Annotated in this window: 18 protein-coding genes and 1 riboswitch; of the genes, 7 read left to right on the top strand and 11 right to left on the bottom strand. The window is 44.2% G+C overall.

What is annotated here, in order from left to right; all coding sequences use genetic code 11:
* A complete protein-coding gene (locus WAE59_RS05360; protein ID WP_337854903.1) occupies positions 1-2,001 on the bottom strand; it encodes a TonB-dependent receptor in 2,001 nt (666 codons plus the stop codon).
* A 154-nt stretch (positions 2,002-2,155) separates the two neighbouring features.
* Positions 2,156-2,356: riboswitch (cobalamin riboswitch) on the bottom strand.
* Between the two features lie 77 nt (positions 2,357-2,433).
* Between WAE59_RS05360 and WAE59_RS05355 the strand changes: the two genes are divergently transcribed.
* The 3 genes from WAE59_RS05355 to WAE59_RS05345 all read left to right on the top strand — a co-directional run bounded on the left by WAE59_RS05355 (position 2,434) and on the right by WAE59_RS05345 (position 8,856).
* Positions 2,434-2,982, top strand: a complete 549-nt coding sequence (locus WAE59_RS05355; RefSeq protein ID WP_337854902.1) for a lipocalin family protein — start codon at positions 2,434-2,436, stop codon at positions 2,980-2,982.
* 174 nt (positions 2,983-3,156) lie between these two features.
* Positions 3,157-5,607, top strand: coding sequence for a penicillin-binding protein 1A (locus WAE59_RS05350; RefSeq protein WP_337854901.1), 2,451 nt, complete (start codon positions 3,157-3,159; stop codon positions 5,605-5,607).
* 69 nt (positions 5,608-5,676) lie between these two features.
* On the top strand, positions 5,677-8,856 hold the full coding sequence (locus tag WAE59_RS05345; RefSeq protein WP_443147246.1) for a basic secretory protein-like protein: 3,180 nt from the start codon (positions 5,677-5,679) through the stop codon (positions 8,854-8,856).
* Between the two features lie 65 nt (positions 8,857-8,921).
* Here WAE59_RS05345 and WAE59_RS05340 read toward each other — a convergent pair whose 3' ends face one another.
* Positions 8,922-9,272, bottom strand: a complete 351-nt coding sequence (locus tag WAE59_RS05340) for a GIY-YIG nuclease family protein (RefSeq protein WP_337854899.1) — start codon at positions 9,270-9,272, stop codon at positions 8,922-8,924.
* A gap of 135 nt (positions 9,273-9,407) precedes the next feature.
* On the opposite strand from WAE59_RS05340, the gene WAE59_RS05335 reads away from it, so the two are divergent.
* The 3 genes from WAE59_RS05335 (at position 9,408) to bioD (ending at position 12,013) form a co-directional block, all read left to right on the top strand.
* Positions 9,408-10,184: an XRE family transcriptional regulator gene (locus WAE59_RS05335; protein ID WP_337854898.1), complete on the top strand. Its 777-nt coding sequence runs from the start codon at positions 9,408-9,410 to the stop codon at positions 10,182-10,184.
* 90 nt (positions 10,185-10,274) lie between these two features.
* Entirely contained in the window at positions 10,275-11,405 is a 1,131-nt protein-coding gene (locus tag WAE59_RS05330) for an aminotransferase class I/II-fold pyridoxal phosphate-dependent enzyme (RefSeq protein ID WP_337854897.1), read from the top strand.
* Positions 11,402-12,013 (top strand): dethiobiotin synthase, encoded by a 612-nt coding sequence (gene bioD / locus WAE59_RS05325; protein ID WP_337854896.1) that lies wholly within the window; start codon positions 11,402-11,404, stop codon positions 12,011-12,013. Before WAE59_RS05330 ends, bioD begins: the two co-directional genes overlap by 4 nt.
* 60 nt (positions 12,014-12,073) lie before the next feature.
* Here the strand turns inward: bioD and rplT are convergent, their stop codons facing one another.
* The 8 genes from rplT to WAE59_RS05285 all read right to left on the bottom strand — a co-directional run bounded on the left by rplT (position 12,074) and on the right by WAE59_RS05285 (position 20,039).
* Positions 12,074-12,418: a 50S ribosomal protein L20 gene (gene rplT / locus WAE59_RS05320; protein WP_008238152.1), complete on the bottom strand. Its 345-nt coding sequence runs from the start codon at positions 12,416-12,418 to the stop codon at positions 12,074-12,076.
* Positions 12,419-12,493: 75 nt separating this feature from the next.
* A complete protein-coding gene (gene rpmI / locus WAE59_RS05315) occupies positions 12,494-12,694 on the bottom strand; it encodes a 50S ribosomal protein L35 (RefSeq protein WP_048905002.1) in 201 nt (66 codons plus the stop codon).
* A 26-nt stretch (positions 12,695-12,720) separates the two neighbouring features.
* Positions 12,721-13,290 carry a translation initiation factor IF-3 gene (infC, locus tag WAE59_RS05310; protein ID WP_015807729.1) on the bottom strand — a complete coding sequence of 190 codons (570 nt, stop codon included), beginning with the start codon at positions 13,288-13,290 and terminating at the stop codon, positions 12,721-12,723.
* Between the two features lie 12 nt (positions 13,291-13,302).
* Positions 13,303-15,228, bottom strand: a complete 1,926-nt coding sequence (gene thrS, locus WAE59_RS05305; RefSeq protein WP_337854895.1) for a threonine--tRNA ligase — start codon at positions 15,226-15,228, stop codon at positions 13,303-13,305.
* Between the two features lie 76 nt (positions 15,229-15,304).
* Positions 15,305-16,042: a (Fe-S)-binding protein gene (locus WAE59_RS05300; RefSeq protein ID WP_337854894.1), complete on the bottom strand. Its 738-nt coding sequence runs from the start codon at positions 16,040-16,042 to the stop codon at positions 15,305-15,307.
* A 16-nt stretch (positions 16,043-16,058) separates the two neighbouring features.
* Positions 16,059-17,375: an MFS transporter gene (locus WAE59_RS05295; protein WP_337854893.1), complete on the bottom strand. Its 1,317-nt coding sequence runs from the start codon at positions 17,373-17,375 to the stop codon at positions 16,059-16,061.
* 45 nt (positions 17,376-17,420) lie between these two features.
* Positions 17,421-18,131, bottom strand: coding sequence for a head GIN domain-containing protein (locus tag WAE59_RS05290; RefSeq protein WP_337854892.1), 711 nt, complete (start codon positions 18,129-18,131; stop codon positions 17,421-17,423).
* A 15-nt stretch (positions 18,132-18,146) separates the two neighbouring features.
* Positions 18,147-20,039 carry a RecQ family ATP-dependent DNA helicase gene (locus WAE59_RS05285; protein ID WP_337854891.1) on the bottom strand — a complete coding sequence of 631 codons (1,893 nt, stop codon included), beginning with the start codon at positions 20,037-20,039 and terminating at the stop codon, positions 18,147-18,149.
* Between the two features lie 71 nt (positions 20,040-20,110).
* On the opposite strand from WAE59_RS05285, the gene WAE59_RS05280 reads away from it, so the two are divergent.
* Entirely contained in the window at positions 20,111-23,353 is a 3,243-nt protein-coding gene (locus WAE59_RS05280; protein ID WP_337854890.1) for an amidohydrolase family protein, read from the top strand.
* Between the two features lie 8 nt (positions 23,354-23,361).
* Here the strand turns inward: WAE59_RS05280 and WAE59_RS05275 are convergent, their stop codons facing one another.
* A complete protein-coding gene (locus tag WAE59_RS05275; RefSeq protein WP_337855356.1) occupies positions 23,362-23,988 on the bottom strand; it encodes an ATP-binding cassette domain-containing protein in 627 nt (208 codons plus the stop codon).
* Positions 23,989-24,118: the final 130 nt, after the last annotated feature.

Genomic DNA, 24,118 nt, shown 5'->3' with positions numbered 1-24,118 from the left:
TTAGTTGATAAAATAGGTGAATGAACAACGATAATAACGGCCAGGCATGGGATAATTTGACACGACTTCATAGGCCTGGTTGAATAGATTGTTTACCTCAAGGCTCAATTTCGCATCCCTTTTGTAAAGTTTTGTCTGATAATGAAATGCAACATCATGTGTATACCAAGGTCTTACATAATTATAAATGTTGTTGGTGCTTTGATTATAACGTTCTCCCGTGTAGATGTAACTATAGTTGAATGAAAAACGCTGGTATGTGGCACTGGTGATGAATGAAAGGTTGTGCCAGGGAATGTAAGGAACCTGATCCCCATAGTTCATCGAGCTTGGGTCGGCATCAACTGCTGTTTGATAAGTATAATTGAGCCCGGTATTTAAGCTGAGTTTCCGGCCAAGTTGCCAGTTCGTTTGTACATTTACATCAATTCCTTTGATCTCCACCCTACCGAGGTTTACTACGCTCCATATGCCTAAACTTCCCGGAATGGATATGATTTTGTTTTTTACTTGATTGAGATATACATCGCTCTGTACGGAAAACTGACTGAGCAATTGATTTTCGTATCCTTTGATGTAAGTAAAACCCAGATCATATTGCCTCGTATACTCCGGCGCGATTAGCCTAGTTCCATAAAAAGTATAATACAGGTCATCGAAGGTAGGCATCCGGAAAATACTTTTGTAAAAAGAACGTAGCCTGAACTCATTGAATGCAAAAGGCTGCCAGGAAACCATCACCGTTGGACTCAGTTCATTCTGATCTTTTAAAACAGCACCATTTTGCACTTTTTCTTTCACAACTGTACCTAGTAAGTTTGCCTGAAGCTCCAGACGTTCCCAATGAAACTGCGTTGCTATTGCGGTCAGCCAGGTATTTCTTGTTGGATAAGCGAAGCGGTAAAGATTGGCATTCAGGTCATTTAATTGGTAATCTGAAGACAATACTAAATCCCAGTAAGCATTTATCCTGAGCTTATTGGATAGCGAGAGATAAAGCTCCTGCTCGTGATATCGGTTATCCTGAAACCCAGTTGTAGTCACCACCTCGGGATTAAGGTATCGTCTGTAATTATTACTGTATTTTACAGCAGCCATCAGGCTATAAGGACCGATTTCTTTTTCATAGTAAGCCTGTCCGAAGAAGTTTTTATTCCAAAGGCGTTGACTAAAGCGCCACACATTATTGACTACCGCTCCGGGAATTCCTTGTTCATCAGCATAACCATACAGTTTGAGGTTCCATTTGCTGCTGTCTGCAAGCAAGCCATGCAATCCCAGTTCCAGTCGCATCGACTCAAAATCACCGTCTTCCCTGACCGCTGTAGTATCATAAACTCCATTGGTAGACCTGAACTTGTATCGGCCATCCGCATATTTGTAAGCTGCACTTACTGAGCTGGAGATGCGGTCTGAAAATTTACTTTGCCAAAGTAATGAAGGATCAATCAACCCAAACGAGCCCACCTTAACTGCCGTACGTATTTTCTGGATATGCCCCGTCTCAAATTGTGGCTGCTTTGATTTTAAGTAAAGCGAGCTTCCTGAGGCGAAACCTTTTGCCGGCTGAAATATAGTACTCTTTTGTCCATTGTACAGTTCTATCTCTTCTATATTATCAAGGGAAAACTTACCCAGGTCAACCTGTCCATTCTGTGCATTTCCCAGCTGCACGCCGTCATAAAAAACAGCAGTATGATTGGTTCCCATGCTACGGACATTAATGGTTTTTAAACCACCAATGCCCCCATAATCCTTTAATTGCACGCCTGAAAAGAAACGAAGGGCATCTGCCACAGAAAGGCTATTTAGTTTTTCAAGATCTGTACCCGAAAGGATTTGTAGCGGCGTAGAGGAAGATTGCCTCCTGCTGATCTTTAACTTTCTGATCCGGACTTCATTAAGCTGATTGACCTGATCCAGCGAATCAGGATGCTTTAGGCCTCCCTTGATTTCTTGTCCACAAGAATTTAAGGGCATACTCACGCTACACCAAATCATGGTGAATAGTAAAAAAACACATTTTATGCCCCTGGAGGCACTTTTGTTTCTTATCATTTTTGATGTGAGTTATTTACCCACAGCAAACAGTTAGATCAAGGAAATGAAATACAATAAACAAGCACTCACTCCAAGCTTCAATCCCCGAAAGCTATGAAATATACCACTTTAGGCAGGTCTTCTGACTTACTCCCGGTATCCTGCCTTCCCAATCGTTTTCCCGGGGGATGCAGAAAAGTGGCTTAGATTAGTATACCGTTACAGAGCTTACAGCTGCGGGACAGTTACGGAATTACACCGTATTCCCTTTTAATCCCGGTCTGTATGACCGGGAACCAAAAGCGCTGCGAAGATACTCAATATTCTTGCTTCGAACAAACTTCATCATATTTTCAAAAACTTTTACCAGTCGCGTTCAGTTTATTCATTATTATGAATCTGAATAAATTTTATATTGCATTGGCACTCGGTGCAGGGGCCATTGCACTCAACGCTGCATGTAAAGTATCAATCCCCAAAGGTGCCAGGGCCGTAAAACCTTTTGATGGCGATAAATACCTGGGAAAGTGGTTTGAAATCGCACGTATGGATTTCAAGTTTGAAAAAAATCTAAGTAATGTAAGCGCCCGCTATACTGCCGGTGAGGAAGGTCTAATCCAGGTAGAGAACCGCGGATACGATGTCCTGAAAAAAAAGTGGAAACAAAGTAATGGTAAGGCCAAATTTGTAAGAGATCCCCAGGAAGGGAGATTGAAGGTATCTTTTTTCGGCCCCTTTTATGCGGGTTACAATGTCATTGCAATCGACGAAGCCTATAAATATGCATTGGTAGTGGGCAATGACCTCCGCTACATCTGGATATTGTCCAGGGAAAAATCTGTCCCTGACTCGATTAAATCCACTTATCTGAATAAAGCTGCTGAGCTGGGATATGATGTCGGGCAATTGGTATGGACCAGTCAGACTGACCTTTCCGAATAAATTGGGTATTAGGAGCGCAACCGTAACGATTAGATCGTAAAAACAGGATTCTGAAGGGTATAAAGATTAGCTTGTTGGCTAGCTACATCAACCAGATTATTTTCTTTAATTTGTAGCATAAGTTTTAACACTATTTAACACTAACAGTTTTACGTTTTTTTTGATCTTTATCACATGTTTAAAGAAATTCGCAATAAGTACATCCGTTATTCAAGCATAGTCCTTTACAGTATCATTATCTTCTTTTGTGCATTGCAACTAAACTTCTTGTGGTTGTTCGGTTACTCCCCTTCTTATAAAGATATACAGATGCCTACGCTCCGTGTGGGATCTGAATTATACACTGCTGATGGAAAGCTGATCGGTCGTTACTTTAAAGAAAACCGAACCCCTGTCAATTTCAATGAAATCTCCAAAAGTGTGATCAACGCATTGGTAGCAACTGAAGATGTCCGTTTCTATCAGCACATGGGCATCGATTTCAGGTCGCTGCTTTCCAGCGGTATCTCTACAGCTACCGGCGATAAACGCGGTGCAAGTACCATCACCCAGCAATTGGCCAAAAACCTCTATCGGACACGCTACAATAAGTCACAGGGCTTTTTGAGCCGTATTCCTCTTGTACGCACCATCATCGCTAAGCTCAAAGAATGGTCCACTGCTGTAAAACTGGAATCCAATTACAGCAAGAATGACATCATTACCATGTACCTCAATACGGTTTCCTTTGGAAACAATGCCTACGGAATCAAAACTGCTTCCCGGATTTATTTCGATAAGGAAGCAAATGAACTGAATGTCCCTGAATCTGCTCTTTTAGTGGGTATGCTCAAAGGAACAAGTTTATACAACCCCATCAAAAACCCGGAGAAATCTTTAGAGCGGAGAAATGTCGCATTGGCCCAAATGAACAAGTATGGCTATATCAATGCAAGCCAGCTGGCCGAGTTTAAACAAACACCGCTCAAACTGAAAGAAGGACGTGTAGATGATGGAAGCGACGGAGATTCCTACCTTCGTGCTGCTGTAGATAAGTACCTGGAAAAATGGTGTAAGGATAACAATTACGATCTGTATGAAGATGGACTGAAGATTTACACTACCATTGACTCCAAATTGCAGGGATACGCTGAGGAAGCTGTACAGGAACAGATGAAGGTCATTCAAAAGCGCTTTTATAATGTATGGGGCAATGAAGACCCTTGGGAAGACTCCGAAAAACATAAAGTTGACTACCCGGGCCGCGCCATGAAAAATCTCCCTGTTTATGCGTTGCTACAAAAGAAATATGCAGCTACTCCCGATTCTGTTGAGGCTTATTTCAACCGGAAAAAAAAGATGAAGATCTTTACCTGGAAAGGTGATCGCGACACATTATTTTCTACTCTCGATTCTATCAAATACTATGGTAAGATCATGAATACAGGCATGATGACCATGGATCCATTTAGTGGAAAGATTAAAGTATGGGTGGGTGGCGTAGACCATAAGTTCTTCAAATATGATCACGTAAAGCAGGCAAAGAGACAGGCTGGATCGACATTTAAACCATTCGCCTACCTCGCGGCGCTCGAAAGCGGCATGAGCCCATGTGACAAATTTACGGACAAACCTGTAAGGATTGAATATGAGGAGAAGGGCAAAAAAGAAGTATGGGAGCCTAAGAATTCCGATTGGAGTATCAGCTATCGCGAAATGTCCCTGAGATGGGCAATGGCCAAATCGGTCAATACCATTACTGCACAAGTTACGGAAAAAGTCGGCGCAGAAAACGTAGTCAAATGGGCGCACGAATGCGGTATAGAAAGTGACCTGGCCTCGGTCCCATCTGTGAGCCTTGGCCCTAATGATGTGTCGGTATTTGAAATGGTCAGGGCCTATAGCACCTTCCTGAACGAAGGTGTGCGTACTGACCCCATCCTTGTAGAAAAAATCACCGACCTTGATGACAACATCATTGAAGAGTTTACGGCGAAAACCAAGCGCGTACTATCAGAAGAGATTGCCTGGCTGATGCTGTATATGTTCAGAGGCGGTATGGAAGAACCGGGAGGGACTTCACAGGCACTGTGGGAATGGGACCTTTGGAAAAACAACAACCAGATTGGAGGTAAAACCGGAACTTCTTCTGATTACGTAGACGCCTGGTACATGGGAATCACCAAGGATTTGGTCACAGGTGTGTGGGTCGGTTGCGACGAACGTACTGCTCATTTCAAAAACGGGGAAACAGGAGAAGGTTCAAGGACCGCCCTGCCGATCTTTGCCAAATTCATGGAAAAAGTCTATAAGGACAAATCTACCGGATATACAGAAGGACCATTTCCCAAATGGCAGGGCAAGCTTAGCCGGGAGATCAACTGCCCTACGCCAAGATATGAAGTGGATACCACCAGCACCGACAGCCTGGCTGTAGATTCTACGGATTTTGAGGTGCCTGATATGGAAGCTACTCCCCTACCTGTAGAGGAACAATCAGTTAAGCCTGCGGAGAACAAAAGTACTGAACCGGCCAAACAACCTGCTGCTGAAGCTCCTTTGACTAAAAAAGAAGAGCGTCAACTCAAGAGAAAACAACGTCAGGAAGAGAAAGAAAAAGAAAAACAGCAAAAAAACAATGGATAATCAGTCGCTAAACTATTCTATTGATTTTTGCGTAAATTTAAAAGACCAATTTCTAAACTATATCATACTATGATCATGAACTTTACATTCTGGAGAAGGTTAAGCTTGCTATTCATTATCTTCATGGTAACAGCCATTTCTGTTCAGGCCCAATATTTTGGCCAAAACAAAGTGCGCTACAAAAATGAAAAGTTCAAAGTATTGCAGACTCCCCATTTCGAGATCTACTATTACTTGAAAAATGAGAAAATGATCCAGAAATTTGCGCAGGATGCAGAGACCTGGTACAAAATGCACCAGGAGATTTTCCGGGATACCTTCCTGAAGAAGAATCCGATCATCCTGTACAACAACCACCCTGATTTTCAACAAACTACTGCTTTACAAGGCGAAATAGGCGTTGGTACCGGTGGTGTTACCGAATCCTTAAAAAACAGGGTCATCATGCCCGTTATGGAACTCAACAACCAGACCAGGCATGTATTGGGTCATGAGTTGGTCCATGCCTTCCAATACCACATCCTTCTGGAAAAAGATTCAGTTGGCATGGAAAGCATCAGTCAGATCCCCCTTTGGATGGTAGAGGGTATGGCGGAATACCTCTCCGTAGGTAAAACTGATGCTTTCACTTCTATGTGGATGAGGGATGCCCTGCTCAACCGCGACATACCTTCCCTGAAAGACCTTACCAATTCCAATAAATACTTCCCATATCGGTATGGGCAGGCATTCTGGACTTTCGTAGGCTCGGTATATGGGGATACGACCATTGTACCGCTATTTAAAGCCACAGCAAGGTTCGGTTACGAAAATGGCTTGAAGTATACCTTTGGATATGACGACAATACCCTCTCTGGTCTTTGGAAAAATGCGATCGAAAAGCATTACCGTCCAATGCTCAAAGCAGATAGTTCCCAGATCAAGATTAGTGGAACTAAGATCATAGATAATAAGAACTCAGGAAACATGAACGTAGCCCCTGCAGTAAGCCCTGATGGAAAATACCTCGCCTTCATGTCAGAGAAAGACCTTTTTGGAATAGACTTATTTCTCGCAGATGCCAAAACAGGCAAAATTCTAAGAAAATTAAGCAGTCAGATTGCCAATTCCCACATCGACGAATTCAACTTTTTGGAATCAGCCGGTGCCTGGTCGCCAGATAGCAAACAATTTGCTTTCAGTATTTTCAGTAAAGGTAAAAATCAGTTGATGATCATCAACATAGATAATGGCAAGGTAACCCTGCGTGCGGATATGGCTAATGTAGCACAATTCGGTAACCTCACCTGGTCACCGAATGGCGATGATCTGGCTTTCTCCGGTATGGTAGAAGGCCAAAGTGATATCTTTTCTTACAATCTCAAAACCAAACAAGTCACACAGATCACCAATGATGCTTATTCAGATTATGCGCCAACCTATTCGCCTGATGGTAAGTTGATCGCATTTTCTTCTGACCGTGCCTCGATCATGAAAGGCGGCATTGATGCTGTACATCCGATCAACCTGACTTTATATGATATCGAAAGCAAATCACTGAGCAACGTTCCGGTTTTCCCTGGAGCGAACAACCTTAATGCACAGTTTTCAGGTGACAGCAAACGCTTATACTTCTTATCGAACCGCGACGGATTCAGAAATTTATATGAATATACACTGGCAGATCAGAGTGTAAAACAAATGACGGATTATTTCACTGGTATCAGTGGGATCACCGAATTCTCACCCGCCATTTCCGTTTCCCGCAACGACGATATCGTATACAGCTATTATCGCTATCAGCGATATACGCTGTACAACTCGCCGGTAAGCAATTTCAAATCTAAACCCGTTGATGCCAATTCGGTAAACTTTGATGCAGCTGTGCTGCCTCCAATGGAAACCAACGGTGTAGACCTCGTCAATTCCAATCTTGGAAATTTCGAACGCTTTGAAAAAACTACAGCGGACTCTATGAGGTTAGTCCCTTATAAACCTAAATTCCGACTCGACTATCTGGCCAATAGCGGCGTAGGTGTTTCGACCAGTCGCTTTGGAACAGGTGTACAGGGTGGCATTGTGGGTATGTTCAGTGATATTATCGGAAGGAATCAGATTGTTGCCAATTTATCCGTAAATGGGGAGATCTACGATTTTGGAGGCCTGGTTGGTTACATCAATCAACAAAGCAGGATCAATTGGGGTGTTGCCATATCTCACATCCCCTACATTACCGGTCTGAGAGATTTGGTCGCAGATCAGATAGAGATCAATAACAAAATGGTAGATGTCGTTGCAGACAGAACTTACCTGATCAGGACATTCGAAGATCAGGCACAGCTTTTCGCTTCTTATCCTTTCAATAAAGTACACAGATTTGAGGCTGGGGGTGCTTTTTCAAAGTACAGTTATCGGGTCGACAAAATCTCCAATTATTATGAAGATCTAGGCAATGGTGCTATTGGATACTATATCGGTTCCGATAAAGAAAAAGTTGCCAGTTCTGAGGCAGCCCAGCAATTGGGTGTTCCACTTAATTCGTTCTCTATATTTCAATTGAATGCCTCTTTTGTAGGTGACAATTCTATTATGGGAGTTACCGCACCTTTGGACGGTTTCAGGTATAGGATTGGCGCAGAGAAATATTTCGGGGATTACGAGTTTTCTGCAGTTACAGTTGATGTAAGAAAATACGTGCGCCTAAAGCCCATCACTCTCGCAGCCAGAAGCTACAATTATATCCGGATCGGAAAACAAGGTGAAAACCTATATCCTTTGTTTATTGGTTATCCATACCTGATCAGGGGATATGAAGCCAATTCATTGTACAACAATACAAGTTCTAGCACAGGATTCGACATCAATCAATTATCGGGAAGTAAAATCGCAGTAGCGAATTTTGAAATCCGCCTGCCCTTCACCGGGCCGAAGAAACTGGCTCAAATCCCATCAAAATTCCTGTTTACCGATCTGAACCTTTTCTTTGACGCAGGTTTGGCCTGGAACCAGGGATCAAAAGTAGTGTTTAAGAGCCAGCCGGAAAACAACATGAATCCCCTTTTAAATGATCAGGGAATGGAAGTGAAGGACAGCAATGGAAATACTGTTTATACCACCACCAACGAGCGTGTTCCAGCACTTAGTGCAGGTATATCGGTAAGGGTAAATGTATTCGGCTATTTTGTACTGGAACCTTATTATGCATTTCCATTCCAGCGTACAGACGTAAAAGGCGGTGTGTTTGGTCTTACTTTTGCCCCAGGATGGTAATCAACTGAAAGAATCAAAATCTTTATTCAAAGGCATATTGAGTTTCAATATGCCTTTTTTATTTTTTAGGAAGCCATTCCAAAAGGAAGGTTTACCTGAGTGATCAACTTCTTGCTCGTGATGATGTGCTCAAAATCCAGTCCGATGGTCAGATCTACCCAATCAGGGTTACAAGACCTCACCAGTCTTTCCTTCTGCATACGGGTAAAACGACTTATAGTTTTAAACCTGCTCAGCGCCTGCTCTTCCGTTTTCAACTCTTCAAAATAAATCAAACGTGTCAGTTGCTGCGCATTGTCAAAAAACAAACTTGGCATTTGCTTGTAAAATTCAAGCGTCTTCAATAAATCAGAACTCATTCCAACATGTAAAGTAGTACGGTTTCTGTCTGTCACAATGTATACGAACTTTTTCATTTCTCTACGGTTTAAATTTTATAAACTAATTTAATTAGTACTCCTTTTGTATATTCAAATAAATAATACTAACTTTATGAGCACAATAATACTAACTATTTTAGTAAAAACAAATAAATATTAAATTTTTATTTTATGTCAAATATTTCATCTAACCTAAAGTACCTAAGGAAGAAAAAAGGCCACACACAGCAGCAATTCGCTGATGCTATGGGTATTAAAAGATCACTCATCGGAGCCTATGAGGAAGACAGGGCAGAACCAAAATACGATTTACTAAAAAGAATAGCAGAGTATTTCGATTTAACCATCGATGAGTTCATCAATGAAAACATCAATCAAGACTGGAAACCTAAGCCAAAAAGCCAGGGTTCTAACCTCCGGGTACTGAGCATTTCCGTCGACAAGGACGACAATGAGAACATTGAGATGGTTCCGGTAAAAGCAAGCGCCGGCTACCTGAACGGTTTTTCTGACCCTCAATACATTAAAGAGCTCCCCAAATTCCAATTACCGCTTCCTTTTTTAAGACAGGGTACTTTCAGGGCATTTGAGATCATGGGTGATTCCATGTTGCCAATTCAGCCGGGCAGTATCATCCTTGCCGAATACCTCGACAACTGGAATGACGTTAAAACCGGGGAAACTTACATCATCATCAGCAAAAATGAAGGTGTAGTATATAAAAGGGCAGGCAACCGATTCAAAGAAAATAAGGAACTGAAGCTGATTTCAGACAATAAGGTTTACGATCCGTATACGATCCCTGCAGATGATATCCTGGAAATCTGGAAAGCAAAAGCCTATATATCTTCTACCCTACCGGATCCAACCCCGGAACCGACCATCGAGACCCTGACCAGTATGATGTCCCAAATGCAAAAATCTATTTCTCAACTTAATAAAAATTAGCACCATTTTCACAGGGCACACCTAAGTACCCTGGAGCAAGGTCGATAAAGAAAGCGGATATTCAGTCCGCTTTCTTTATTTTTGAAGCAGATGAACACCGCAGAACAATTCCTGGCCGCCCGGCTAAGCGCCAGAAAAGAAAATGGCTTACTCAGAACATTGAAAACTTCAGTGATGCCTGTAGATTTTTGTTCTAATGATTACCTGGGATTTGCACATTCTACACAGCTGAAAGCAAATATTGAACATGCATTATCTAAAATGCCCTATGCAAAAAATGGTGCTACAGGTTCAAGATTATTGAGTGGCAACCATAGCTTTACAGAAGAGACCGAACAATTCATCTCTGCCTTCCATGAAGCCGAAAGCGGACTGATATTCAACTCGGGCTACGATGCCAACCTGGGGCTGCTGTCTTCCATTCCTCAGCGTGGCGATACCATCATCACAGATGAACTCATTCATGCCAGTTTAATTGATGGGGCCAGGCTAAGCCATGCGAACAGGTATACTTTCAAGCACAATGACCTGCAGCAACTGGAATCCAAATTAAAAATTGCCAAAGGCAATATATATGTAGTGGTAGAAAGTGTGTACTCTATGGACGGAGATCTCGCAGCCTTAACAGAGATCAATGAATTATGTAAAACTTATCACGCTGCACTGATCGTAGATGAAGCTCATGCCGTAGGTACTTTTGGCGAGCACGGAAAAGGTCTTGTCCATGAACTTGGTTTGCAAGACCAGGTATTTGCCAGAGTTGTTACCTTTGGAAAAGCGCTGGGAACACATGGTGCAGTTGTTTTAGGTAGTCATTCCCTGCGGCAATACCTCATCAATTTTGCCAGATCGTTCATCTATACTACCGCTGCCGCCATTCACAATATAGTAGCGATCAAATGTGCTTACGAACAATTAATCAAACAAGATCATGCCATATTGATCAGACAAAAAATTGAACGATTTCATCAGCTGACTACACAGTCAGGTCTCTACTATGGGGCCACAACAAGCCCGATACAAACCGTAATGTGTTCCGGCAATAAAGCTGCAATAGAGGCAGCTGCAACACTCCAGCAAGCAGGACTGGATGTCCGTCCTATCCTTAGCCCAACTGTCCCTGAAGGTAAGGAACGCCTAAGGATTTGCCTGCATGTATTCAATAACGATGAGGAAATCAACAAACTCGTCGACATACTCCAATTACTTTCAAAAAAATGAAGCAAACCTATTTTATTACAGGCATAGGCACAGGGATCGGAAAAACCATCACCAGCGCTATTATTACCGAAAAATTAAAGGCAGACTACTGGAAACCGATACAATCGGGTGATCTGGATGTCAGTGACAGCCTCCTGGTCAGTCAACTCGTCAGCAATTCAGAAACAAAAATCCATCCGGAGCGCTATCGCCTGGGCCAACCACTTTCTCCCCACCTCTCTGCAAAGATCGACGGAGTAGAAATCCGTCTCGGAGATATTCAGCTACCCGATACCACCAACGACCTGATCATTGAAGGTGCCGGAGGCTTGATGGTACCACTCAATGACCAGGAACTGATCATCGACCTCATCCAAAAAACGGAAGCGAAAGTGATTGTGGTGAGTCAGAATTACCTGGGCAGCATCAACCACACCTTGCTGACACTGGAGCTACTCAAACACAGACAAATACCTGTAGCGGGCATCATCTTCAATGGAAAGGCCAATGCAGAAACAGAACGTTATATCGCCAATTACAGCGGTCTTCCTATCCTGGGCAGAATTCCCTCACTGAGTGTCATCAACAAAGAACAGATCCTGGAAGCGGGAAATTACATCACTTTATAAAAATACGGACACAAAAAAGGGAGCTTGAGGCTCCCTTTTTTAATATAAGTTGAATTATATCTATTTTACTGCATCAATTACAGCTTTAAAAGCTTCTGGATGGTTCATTGCTAAGTCAGCCAAAACTTTACGGTTCAAACCGATGTTTTTGCTAGCCAATTTACCAATCAATTGAGAGTAAGATATACCATGCTGACGTGCACCAGCGTTGATACGCTGAATCCACAATCCGCGGAATTCTCTTTTCTTAACTTTACGGTCACGATATGCATATTGCAAACCTTTTTCTACCGTATTTTTAGCAATGGTGAAAACCTTGCTTCTTGATCCCCAATAGCCTTTGGCTAAATTTAAGACCTTTTTCCTTCTTCTTCTCGAAGCTACTGCGTTTACCGAACGTGGCATGTTTTAATTGTTTTTGATAAACGGTGTTGCGTTTTACAGCAAACTTATCTACCGGTTACCTGGTTTAAAATTTAATTATTTACCGATTGCAAGCATACGTTTAACGTTGCCCATGTCAGCATCAGACACCATTGAAGTCTGACCTAAGTTACGCTTACGTTTAGTCGACATCTTTGTCAAGATGTGGCTTTTGTAGGCATTCTTCCTTGCGATTTTACCTGTTCCAGTAAGCGAAAAACGCTTTTTAGCACTGGAATTGGTTTTCATTTTTGGCATAACCTGTGTTTATTTATGTAATTTATTTATTTTTTTGCAACTTTTGGTGCAAGTGTAAGAAACATACGCTTTCCTTCCAACTTAGGCAGCAATTCTACTTTACCTATATCTTCCAGTGCCTGCGCAAATTTCAACAGCAGGATTTCTCCCTGCTCTTTGTACACAATTGCCCTACCTTTAAAGTGAACATATGCCCTTACTTTTTCTCCGTTTTCCAGGAAACTAATGGCATGTTTCAATTTAAACTGAAAATCATGATCGTTCGTATTAGGACCGAATCTGATCTCCTTAATAACAGTCTGCTTCGCATTGGCCTTGATCTCCTTCTGCTTTTTCTTCTGCTCGTATACAAACTTACTGTAGTCGATGATCCTACAAACAGGAGGAACAGCATTTGGAGAGATCTCCACCAGGTCCAACTCCAGTTCGTCAGCAAGTGCCAAAGCTTTTGCCAAAGGATAGATCCCTGGTTCAACATTATCCCCAGCTAATCTCACCTCTTGAGCCCTGATAAACTGATTAATATTATGTTCTGCTTCTTTTTTCTTAAAAGGAGGACGTGGTCCCCTATTAAATCCTGGTCTGCCTAATGCCAAATTTGTATCCTGTTAAACTGTTATTTCTTTAATTAATAATTCACTAAACTCTTGCAGTGTCATTTCTCCTAAATCTCCCTCACCATGTTTCCTCACCGATGCCTTACCTTCTGCCATTTCCTTCTCTCCGATGATCAACATATATGGTATCTTTTTAACCTCTGCGTCTCTGATTTTCCTTCCGATTTTTTCATCTCTAAAGTCAATCAGCCCGCGAATATCGGAATTATTTAGTTCATCTGAAACTTTTTTTGCATAATCTTCATACTTTTCAGAAATAGGAAGAATGATAAATTGTTCCGGAGAAAGCCACAATGGGAAGTTTCCGGCACAATGTTCGATCAAAACCGCAATAAAACGTTCCAAAGAGCCAAATGGCGCCCTGTGGATCATCACCGGCCTATGCTTCATATTGTCACTTCCGGTATATTCCAGTTCAAAACGTTCCGGTAAATTATAATCTACCTGGATTGTACCCAACTGCCATTTCCTGCCTAAAGCGTCTTTCACCATGAAATCGAGCTTAGGCCCATAAAATGCAGCCTCTCCGTATTCTACCACAGTAGGCAAACCTTTTTCTGCAGCAGCTTCGATGATTGCAGATTCTGCCAGATGCCAGTTCTCGTCACTTCCAATGTATTTCGATCTGTTTTCCTGATCTCTCAGGGAAACCTGCGCAATATAGTCATTGAAGCCTAAGGACTTAAACACATACAGTACCAGATCAATCACCTTCTTGAACTCTTCCTTTACCTGGTCGGGTCTGCAGAATAAGTGTGCATCATCCTGAGTAAATCCGCGTACCCTGGTCAGCCCATGCAATTCCCCGCTTTGTTCGTACCTGTATACGGTACCAAACTCTGCGAAACGCAAAGGAAGATCCTTGTAAGAACGTGGTTTGGTTTTATAGATCTCGCAGTGGTGCGGACAGTTCATCGGCTTCAGGAAAAACTCTTCGCCTTCCTGAGGTGTCTTGATCGGCTGAAATGCGTCTTTACCATACTTCTCATAATGACCTGAAGTGATGTACAGGTTCTTATGTCCGATATGTGGCGTAACTACCTGATCGTAGCCAGCTTTAGACTGGGCTCTGGTCAGGAACTGCACCAAACGTTCACGCAATGCGGCCCCCTTAGGCAACCACAAAGGCAAACCCATACCTACTTTCTCTGAGAAAGCAAAAAGCTCCAACTCCTTACCCAGTTTCCTGTGGTCGCGTTTCTTTGCTTCTTCAATCATATGAAGGTACTCGGTCAGCTCACTTGCCTTAGGGAAAGTTACCCCATAGATCCGGGTCAGCTGTTTCCTGTTCTCATCTCCTCTCCAATAAGCTCCGGCTACATTCATGAGCTTTACAGCTTTGATGAAGCCGGTATTCGGGATATGCGGTCCACGACAAAGGTCAGTGAACTCACCTTGTGTATAAAAAGTAATCTTTCCGTCTTCCAGACCTTCCAGAAGGTCCAGTTTGTACTCGTCTCCTTTTTCATTAAAATACGCTACGGCATCTGCTTTAGATACTGCCTTACGTTCAAAAACTTCTTTTTGCTTGGCAAGCTCCAGCATTTTGGCCTCAATCGCCTTGAAATCATCCGAAGAAAATTCACGGTCGCCGAAATCTACATCGTAATAAAAGCCGTTTTCTATAGCCGGACCGATACCAAATTTGGTTCCCGGATACAAAGCTTCCAATGCTTCAGCCATGATGTGTGCGGAAGAATGCCAGAAAGTCGCCTTACCTGCTGTGTCATTCCAGGTCAGCAATTTCAATGTCGAGTCAACTTCGATAGGTCTGGAAGAATCCCATACCTCACCGTTTACCTCGGCAGCTAAAACGTTACGGGCCAGGCCCTCTGAAATGGATAATGCAATCTGATGGGCAGTAGTGCCCTGCTCGTACTGACGACTGGAGCCGTCAGGTAATGTAATGTTAATCATCTACAACTATGATTTAAAAATTAATAAAAAATATACATTCAATCACCTACAATGTGATCATTAAAAGCAAAGTTAATCAATATTCTGTACTTTCCAGCCATCCGTTTGCCAATACATCTGCCAGGTGCATGGTTTTTAACGGAATCTGGTTTTTCTCAATGTAGCCCTGTAAATGCATCAGACAGGACAAGTCTGTAGAAATGATATACTCCGCCCCCTGCTCCAATGCATTGTTCACTTTTTGCTCGGCCATAGCCGATGAGATGGCATCAAACTTAACTGCAAAGGTACCGCCAAATCCGCAGCACATATCCGTGTCCTTCATTTCCACCATCTCCAGTCCATGTACTTTCGACAACAATAATCTTGGTTCTTCCTTAATCTTGCATTCCCGCAGTCCACTGCAAGAGTCATGATACACCGCCTTGCCCTCCAGTTCTGCCCCAAAATAGTCGCGTTTCAATACATTGACCAGAAAATCCGACAATTCGAAGATGTTCGTCTGGATGTTCCTGCATTTGTTATGCACCGTGGTATTCGTAAACAAGTCATTATACCCGCCTTTAACCATCCCAACACAGGATGCCGAAGGGGCTACAATATAATCTGTTTCAGAAAAATCACTCAGAAATTTATGTCCTATTTCTTTAGCCTGCTCCCAATAACCCGCATTATAAGCAGGCTGACCACAACAGGTCTGCGCATTGTTGTAAAACACCTCACATCCGGCTTTTTCCAGCAATTTAATGGTATTAAATGCAGTTTCCGGATACAACTGGTCTACAAAACAGGGCACAAATAATTCTATTCTCATCTATCTCTCTTAAAATCTAGGCCGCAGCCTTTACCGACTTGGGTTCTACTCTCCTGAGCAGCAACAAAAATACCAAACCTAATACAAAAAATATGGCCAGCGCGATCACAGAGTTGCGCATACTGCCGGTAAATGCTTCAATATAACCAAAACTAAAGGTCCCGACTACAATGGCCAATTTCTCAGTCACATCGTAGAAACTGAAAAAAGCCGTATGGTCCGGGCTTTCCTGGGGTAAAAACTTAGAATATGTCGACCGCGAAAGCGACTGTACACCACCCATGACCAGGCCAACTACAGCCGCCAGACAATAAAACTGCCCGGCCGTGGTGGTATAATAGGCGCCGAAGCAAATCCCAATCCAGACCACCAATACGCCCATCAGCACCAGCACATTCCCAAAAAAGTTCTTTGAAAGATAGGACATCAGCATAGCGCCCGGAATGGCCAGCAATTGCAATAACAGCACCACCGCGATCAGGGTTTCTGATGGTAGCCCCAGTTCCTTTCCGCCAAACAAGGTAGCCACCAGCATCACCGTTTGTACACCCATCGAATAAAAGAAAAAGGAATACAGAAAGCGTTTAAGATATGGCATTTGCTTCACCTGTTTCCAAACCTTATTTAACTCCCTGAAGCCACTGGTCATAACATTTGACTTCCCTTCTCTAAAATTCGGACTTCCTTTCGGTAATTTCCGGAAGGGAATCTGTGCAAAAAGCATCCACCAGAGCCCCACCAGCAAAAAAGAGAACCGGGATGCATGGGCTTTGCCTGCCAAACCGAAAAATTCCGGAAAAAAAACAAAAACAAAGCACAGCAACTGAAGCAGGATACTACCGATGTACCCATAGGCATAACCCTTGGCACTTACCGCATCCTGCTGGTCTACTGTCGCAATCTCAGGCAAATAGGAATTATAGAAGACCAGACTTCCCGAATAACCAATCGCAGCAATGATAAAAAACAACATGCTGACCTGCAATGTATCAATCTCGAAGAAGTAAAGTCCGCAACAGGAAAGTGCTCCCAAATAGGTAAACATCTTCATAAAGATCATCTTATTGCCCCTACTATCGGCTATCGACGATAAAATCGGAGAGGCAATGGCGATCAGCAGAAATGCAAAAGCGAGTGCATAACTATACAATGCGGAGTTGACAAATTTTTGTCCCAAAAAGCTCACGTAATCTACGGTCCCCGGATCGGTATCGCTGGTGATTGCAGTGTAATAAGCCGGGAATATGGTAGTTGTGATGACGAGATTATAAGCAGAATTGGCCCAGTCGAAGTATGCCCATGACCGGATCGTCTTTTTGTCGTTCTTTTCCATGTATGAATTAATGCACTAAAGTAGCTAAAAAACGGAAAAAGCCAACTAATTTACTTTTTCCAGCTTCGCTGCTCCTGATTTTTTTTCATCTACTTTTTTAGGATTCCCTTTATAATAGATCTCTGTAGCGCCTGAAGTCTTCACCTTCAGTTCATTCAGCACATTGACATTTGCTTTGGCTGTTCCGTCCATATCAATATCATATATCCCGGCCACGAAATCAAATGCATTGATCTTCACCGTCCCCTTGCTGTCCAGGTCATGTGTCCCAGCCTGCCCGATCAGCTTCAACTCTGCGACGCCGTCTATTTTGGTCTCCAGTTTACGCACACTTAAGTCGAGCGACACATTCGAAGTTCCCGAAAATTCAAATTTCAGGTCATCTGCATAAATGCGCCCCTCGCCTGCTACTTTTACTGCCCCTTCTGTATCCAATTCTTTCAATACGCCGATGCCTGCGTATACGATGATGGAATCGGTTCCGCAATATTTCTTATCGCCCAACTGAACCTTCAACTCTCCTCCACTTACATCTGCCCGAACGTGTTTCATAATCGCCGAATCGGCCTGGATCCTGATCTGATAACTGCTATCCTGTGTCAACACCAATTTAAAGGCACCTTCCACCTTGATCTTATCGAAGGGCTTCACCACAGTTCCGATCGTGATGTTCTTGCCTGAGTCTTCTACACAATTGGAACTACAACCGGCCAGCATAACCGGGATAAAAAGCGCAATTTGTACTAATGATTTCATAGGATAGGGTTTTAATTAAAGATAGTAATTTTTACCATCGGTTTTTATTTTACCTGCATCAAGCAATTCCCTGATGCGGTTGATTCTTTCATTTTCTGAACCTGTTTTGACTGCGTTAACGAGCTCTGCCAAAGCATAAGGTCCGGTTTGCAATAGCGTAGCTATCTCAAAATCGATCTTATCGGGGAGCTGCGCTTCGTCATCTGCTTTTTTCTCGGCCAGGCAGACATCACAAACACCACATTTATCGGCTCCAGGCTCATCGAAATAAGCCAGCAACTGTATGCTCCGGCATAAATAAGTACCTGTATATTTCAACACGGCCTCCACTTGTTCCATCTGCACCTTTTTCCTCAGTTCAATATATTTCACATCCACATCCATATGCAATAAATCCAGACGCGGCAATACATATTGCAACTGCGGCTGATCAGTCTGTGGCAGATAGGACAACAAACCCTGCTCCTGCAAAAACAACAGGTTTTTCTGCAGTTCCTTAAAAGACATTGCCAGTTTTTTGCAAAGATCTGACTCCTGTATTTTCACATATTGTTCAAATGCGCCGCCATAAGACCTCAATATGGTCTTCAGCAACCTGTCGAAACCTGAGTTTTCAATCTGGTAACGGTACACATCTTCATGGCCGACTATAAACAACAACCTCGAGGGCAGGAAAATGTTTTCCGACAGGGTGATATATCCGTCATGCTCCAGGAACTTCAGTGCCGCCATGGTCTTGATCACGCCCAGATTAAAGCGTTTGCAGAAGTCTGCGATATCAAAACCAAAGCTCAGTCCTTCCCCACTCCCAAAGGCCAGCTGAAAATAATTGCCCAGGTAATGGTAGACTTTTTTGATCTCATCCGGTCCCGGAAAACTGTCTTTATATTTACCTTCCAATGCAAGCTGATCGCTCTTATTGGCCAGCAGAACCCCATAGGCCCTATTCCCGTCGCGTCCCGCGCGGCCGGCTTCCTGATAATAGGCTTCCAGACTGTCGGGTAAATCCAGATGCACCACAAAGCGCACGTCGGGTTTATCGATGCCCATCCCAAAGGCATTAGTGGCCACCATCACCCTGATCTTATTCTGCTTCCAGAGCTCCTGCTTTCTGAAACGTTCTTCTTTTTCTACCCCTGCATGATAAAAATCTGATGCCACACCGTTACGCTGCAGGAAAAGCGCTACTTCCGAAGTCTCTCTTCGGTTGCGTACATAGACCAGTCCACTGCCTTTTACATTATTTACAATGCTCAGCAGCTTCCGGTGTTTATCGGCATCCGCAGCCACCACATAACTGAGGTTTTTACGGGCAAAGCTCTGCACAAAGACCTTCCCATTTCTGAAAGCCAGCTTTTCTACAATGTCTTTCCTCACAAAATCGGTAGCCGTAGCCGTAAGGGCGAGTACCGGTGCTTCCGGTGCCAGTTCCCTCAATGCACTGACCTGAAGGTAAGGAGGCCTGAAATCATAACCCCATTGGGACACACAATGTGCCTCATCCACGGCAATCAGGTTTACATTCATATAGGAGATGCGCGCCCTTACAATTTCAGATAACAAACGTTCTGGTGAGAGGTAAAGGAACTTGATCTTCCCATAAATACAATTGTCCAGGAGGATATCAATTTCCCGCTTCCCCATCCCTGCATAAATCGCAACGGCATCTATACCTTTACTTTTTAAATTCTCCACCTGATCCTTCATCAGCGCTACCAGTGGCGATACCACAATGCAAATGCCTTCCTTCACCATAGCCGGAACCTGGAAGCACAGCGACTTCCCCCCACCGGTCGGCAATAAGGCCAAAGTATCATTTCCATTTAAAACGGAACCGATGATTTCATCCTGTAAAGGCCTGAAACTGTCAAATCCCCAGTATCTTTTTAATATCTCTGCTTCGTTCATAAAAAGGTAGTCCTCAAAACTATAAAAATGAACTGAGATTATTAAATTGCGCAGCAATAACCGCTTCGCGTATGAGATCATCACATTTACTACTAGCCTTACTGTTTACCACTTACATTTCTGCAGCCCAGGAAAAAAACTGGGACATTGAAAAGTACCGTGGCACAACTAATACGTTTTCCATCAACACGGATGAAGGCACCTGGATGAACCTGGATGTGAGCGCCGACGGCAAGGATATTGTTTTCGACCTTTTGGGTGACATCTATATCATGCCGATTGCCGGTGGAACAGCCACTCCTCTTAGCGAAGGGATTGCCTGGGATATCCAGCCTCGGTTCAGTCCCAATGGGAAATACATCTCCTACACCAGCGACAAAAGCGGAGCCGACAACATCTGGATCATGAACCGTGACGGCTCTAACAAGAGACAGGTGACCAAAGAGACATTCAGATTGCTCAACAACGCAACCTGGACACCCAACAGCGAATACCTCATTGCCCGCAAACATTTCACCGGAAGCCGGTCCCTTGGTGCAGGTGAAATGTGGATGTACAGCATCTATGGCGGAGAAGGCATCCAGCTGACCAAAAGAAAAAATGACCAGCAGGATGCCGGCGAACCGAATGTCGATCCCAATGGCCGCTTCCTTTATTTCAGTGAAGATGTTTCACCAGGCCCCAATTTTGAATACAGCAAAGACCCGAACGGCCTGATCTACGCGATCAGACAATTGGATATGACCACCGGTAAACTGACCAACCTCATTGCCCAGTCCGGTGGCTCGGCCCGACCACAGATTTCACCCGATGGAAAAATGATGGCTTATGTAAAACGCGTACGCCTCAAATCGGTGCTTTTTGTACAGAACCTGAAAACCGGAGAAGAATGGCCCCTGACGGAAGACTTATCCCATGACCAGCAGGAAACCTGGGCCATATTTGGGGTATATCCCAATTATGCCTGGACACCCGATGCCAAAAACATCGTTTTCTATGCCAAAGGAAAGATCAAAAAAATCGAACTGGCTTCATTGATCACTTCTGATGTGCCTTTTCAGGTAAGCAGCAAACAGACCGTACAGGAAGCACTGCATTTCCCACAACAGGTACACAACCCGGAATTCACTGCAAAAATGATCCGCCAGCTGACCACTTCTCCCGACGGAAAGTTTGTCATCTTCAACGCAGCGGGTTTCCTTTATAAAAAAGACCTGCCCAATGGCAACCCGGAAAGGGTAACCCAGGGTATCGAGTTTGAATTTGAACCCAGCATCAGTCCCGATGGCAAATCTGTCATTTACACCACCTGGAGCGATGAGTTTAAGGGAGCAATTAAAAAAAGCGACATTAAGTCTGGAAAGACGGTAACCCTGACCGAAGAAAAGGGTTTCTATTACTCGCCCAGTTTTTCCAGCAAAGGCGACAGGATCCTTTTCCGCAAAGGCATCGGCAATGATGTGCTGGGCTATGCCTATGGACGTGGCACAGGCATTTTCCTGATGTCTGCCAATGGTGGTCCTAAGACCCTGATTTCCGAAAACGGCATCAAGCCGCAATTCAGCGCAGATGACAGCCGCATCTATTTCCAGGGAAATGAAGGCGGCAAAAAGGCATTGAAGAGCATCGACCTCAATGGTAGCAACGAGCGCACGCATTATACCTCTACTTACACCACCCAGTTTTCCCCCAGTCCGGACGGCAAATGGCTGGCATTTACAGAACTATTCAATGTATACATTACCCCAATGGTTACCGTTGGTGCCCCATTGGAGCTGTCCGCATCCAACAGAAACCTGCCCCTGAGCCGGATCACCCGGGACGCAGGGACTTATATACACTGGAGTGGTGATAGCAAAAAATTGCTTTGGACACTGGGCGACCAATATTACAGCAGGGAAATCAAAGATGCGTTTGGCTTCCTGGAAGGTGCACCGAAGGAATTGCCTAAACCGGACAGCACTGGAATTGCCCTCAACCTCCGACTGAAAAGCGATAGCCCCAGCGGACTTACGGCACTAAAGGGCGGCAGAATCATCACCATGAAAGGCGATGCGGTTATCGAGGAGGGCACCATCCTGATCGAGAATAACAAGATCATTGCCATGGGCAAAGCAACGGAAATGGTAATCCCCGACGCTGCAAGAGTCATTGATGTAACTGGAAAAACCATCATGCCAGGCATTATTGATGTCCATGCCCACCTGCGTACCAGTCCGGACGGCATCAGTCCGACCAACGACTGGTCGTACCTGGCCAATCTGGCTTTTGGTGTAACCACAGCCCATGACCCTTCCAGCAATACGGAAATGGTGTTCAGTCAGGCCGAGATGATCAGGTCTGGCCGCATGGTTGGTCCGCGCCTATACTCTACAGGCTCTATCCTATATGGTGCAGATGGCGATTTTAAAGTAGTGATCAATAGTTTGGATGATGCCCTTTCTCACCTGCGCAGGTTAAAAGCTGTGGGTGCTTTTTCTGTAAAATCTTACAATCAGCCCCGCCGCGATCAGCGCCAGCAAATCCTGGAAGCAGCCCGTCAACTGAAGATGGAGGTGGTACCTGAAGGGGGTTCTACCTTCTTTACCAATATGAACATGGTGGCCGATGGCCATACCGGAATAGAGCACAGCATTCCCGTGGCCCCGGTTTATAAAGACGTTATATCATTCTGGAACAAAACCAAGGTGGCCTATACCCCTACACTGATCGTGAGCTATGGTGCGCAATGGGGCGAGAACTACTGGTACGACCGCACCAATGTATGGGAAAACGAAAGACTGCTGAATTTCACCCCAAGAGCTATAGTAGATGCCCGTTCGCGCCGGAGAACAACTTCTGAGTATGGAGATTATGGCCATATTGATGTCTCCAAAGCTACCAAGCAAATTGCAGATGGCGGTAATACGAAAGTGAACCTCGGTGCCCATGGACAGATTCAGGGACTAGGCGCTCATTGGGAACTGTGGATGCTGGTTCAAGGCGGTATGACACCCCTACAGGCCATCCGCTGTGCCACTATAAACGGTGCCAATTACCTGGGTATGAATCGGGAAATCGGCTCCCTGGAGGTAGGCAAACTTGCCGACCTCGTGATCATGGATGCCAATCCCCTGGACGATATCCGAAATTCTGAAAAGATCAAGTATGTGATGATCAACGGGAGGATTTACGACAGTCTATCCATGAACGAAATCGGCGGACACGAAAAACTCCGGGGAAAACTCTGGTTTGAAATGGGCAAAGGAATGGTATATAGCTTTCCTACCGGTGTAGCGGAAACCTGGACCTACACGATACCAAACTGCGATTAAGAGCGCGTTTAAGACAGTCTTTTGCCATGGATCAGTTTTTCCATGGCATCCTGAAACGAACCCGCCTGCTGCATCTCGCCTGAATTCACAAAGAAAATCTCATCTGCATTTTCTATGGTATTCAGGCGATGTGCGATCACCACCAAAGTAGTACTTGACGGTAGTTTCGCCAAAATTCCTTCCAGTAATTGCTCGGTAAGCGTATCTATGTTGGCTGTTGCCTCATCCAGGATCAGGAGATCCGGTTTGCGCAGGAAAGCACGCATAAAAGCGATCAACTGCCGTTGCCCAAGGCTCATGCTTTCAGCTGCAAAGGAAACCGCCGTTTCCAAACCATTTTCAAATACAGACAACAGTTCCCGCAGCCCCTCCGATTCCAGTGCAGTCAGCAATGCTGCTGCTTCCATGCCCTGGTACTGTTCGTTGCCGTAAAGAATATTTTCCTTCACCGTACCGCTAAACAAGAAGGGTTCCTGTAAGATGAAACCGATCTTTTGTGAACGCTCCGCTGCCGTATACGTACGGATGTCTCTGCCGTTCAACAACACCTGTCCTGCAAGTGGATCATAGAGCCGGGCCATGAGCGAAGCTGTAGTAGTTTTCCCACCACCTGTAGGGCCTACGAAAGCATACATTTTTCCTGCTTCTAAACGGAAATTGATGTCGTGCAGGATCTCCCTCCCCTCCGAATAGCCAAAATGCACCTGCCGAAATTCAAGTACAGGAGGAGCAGAAGTTAACGTATCAGCACCCTTTTCCAACTGC

Origin of the sequence: Pedobacter sp. GR22-6 (assembly GCF_037402555.1) — a bacterium.
Taxonomy (GTDB): Bacteria; Bacteroidota; Bacteroidia; order Sphingobacteriales; family Sphingobacteriaceae; genus Pedobacter.
This window is presented reverse-complemented; position numbering and strand designations above follow the sequence as displayed.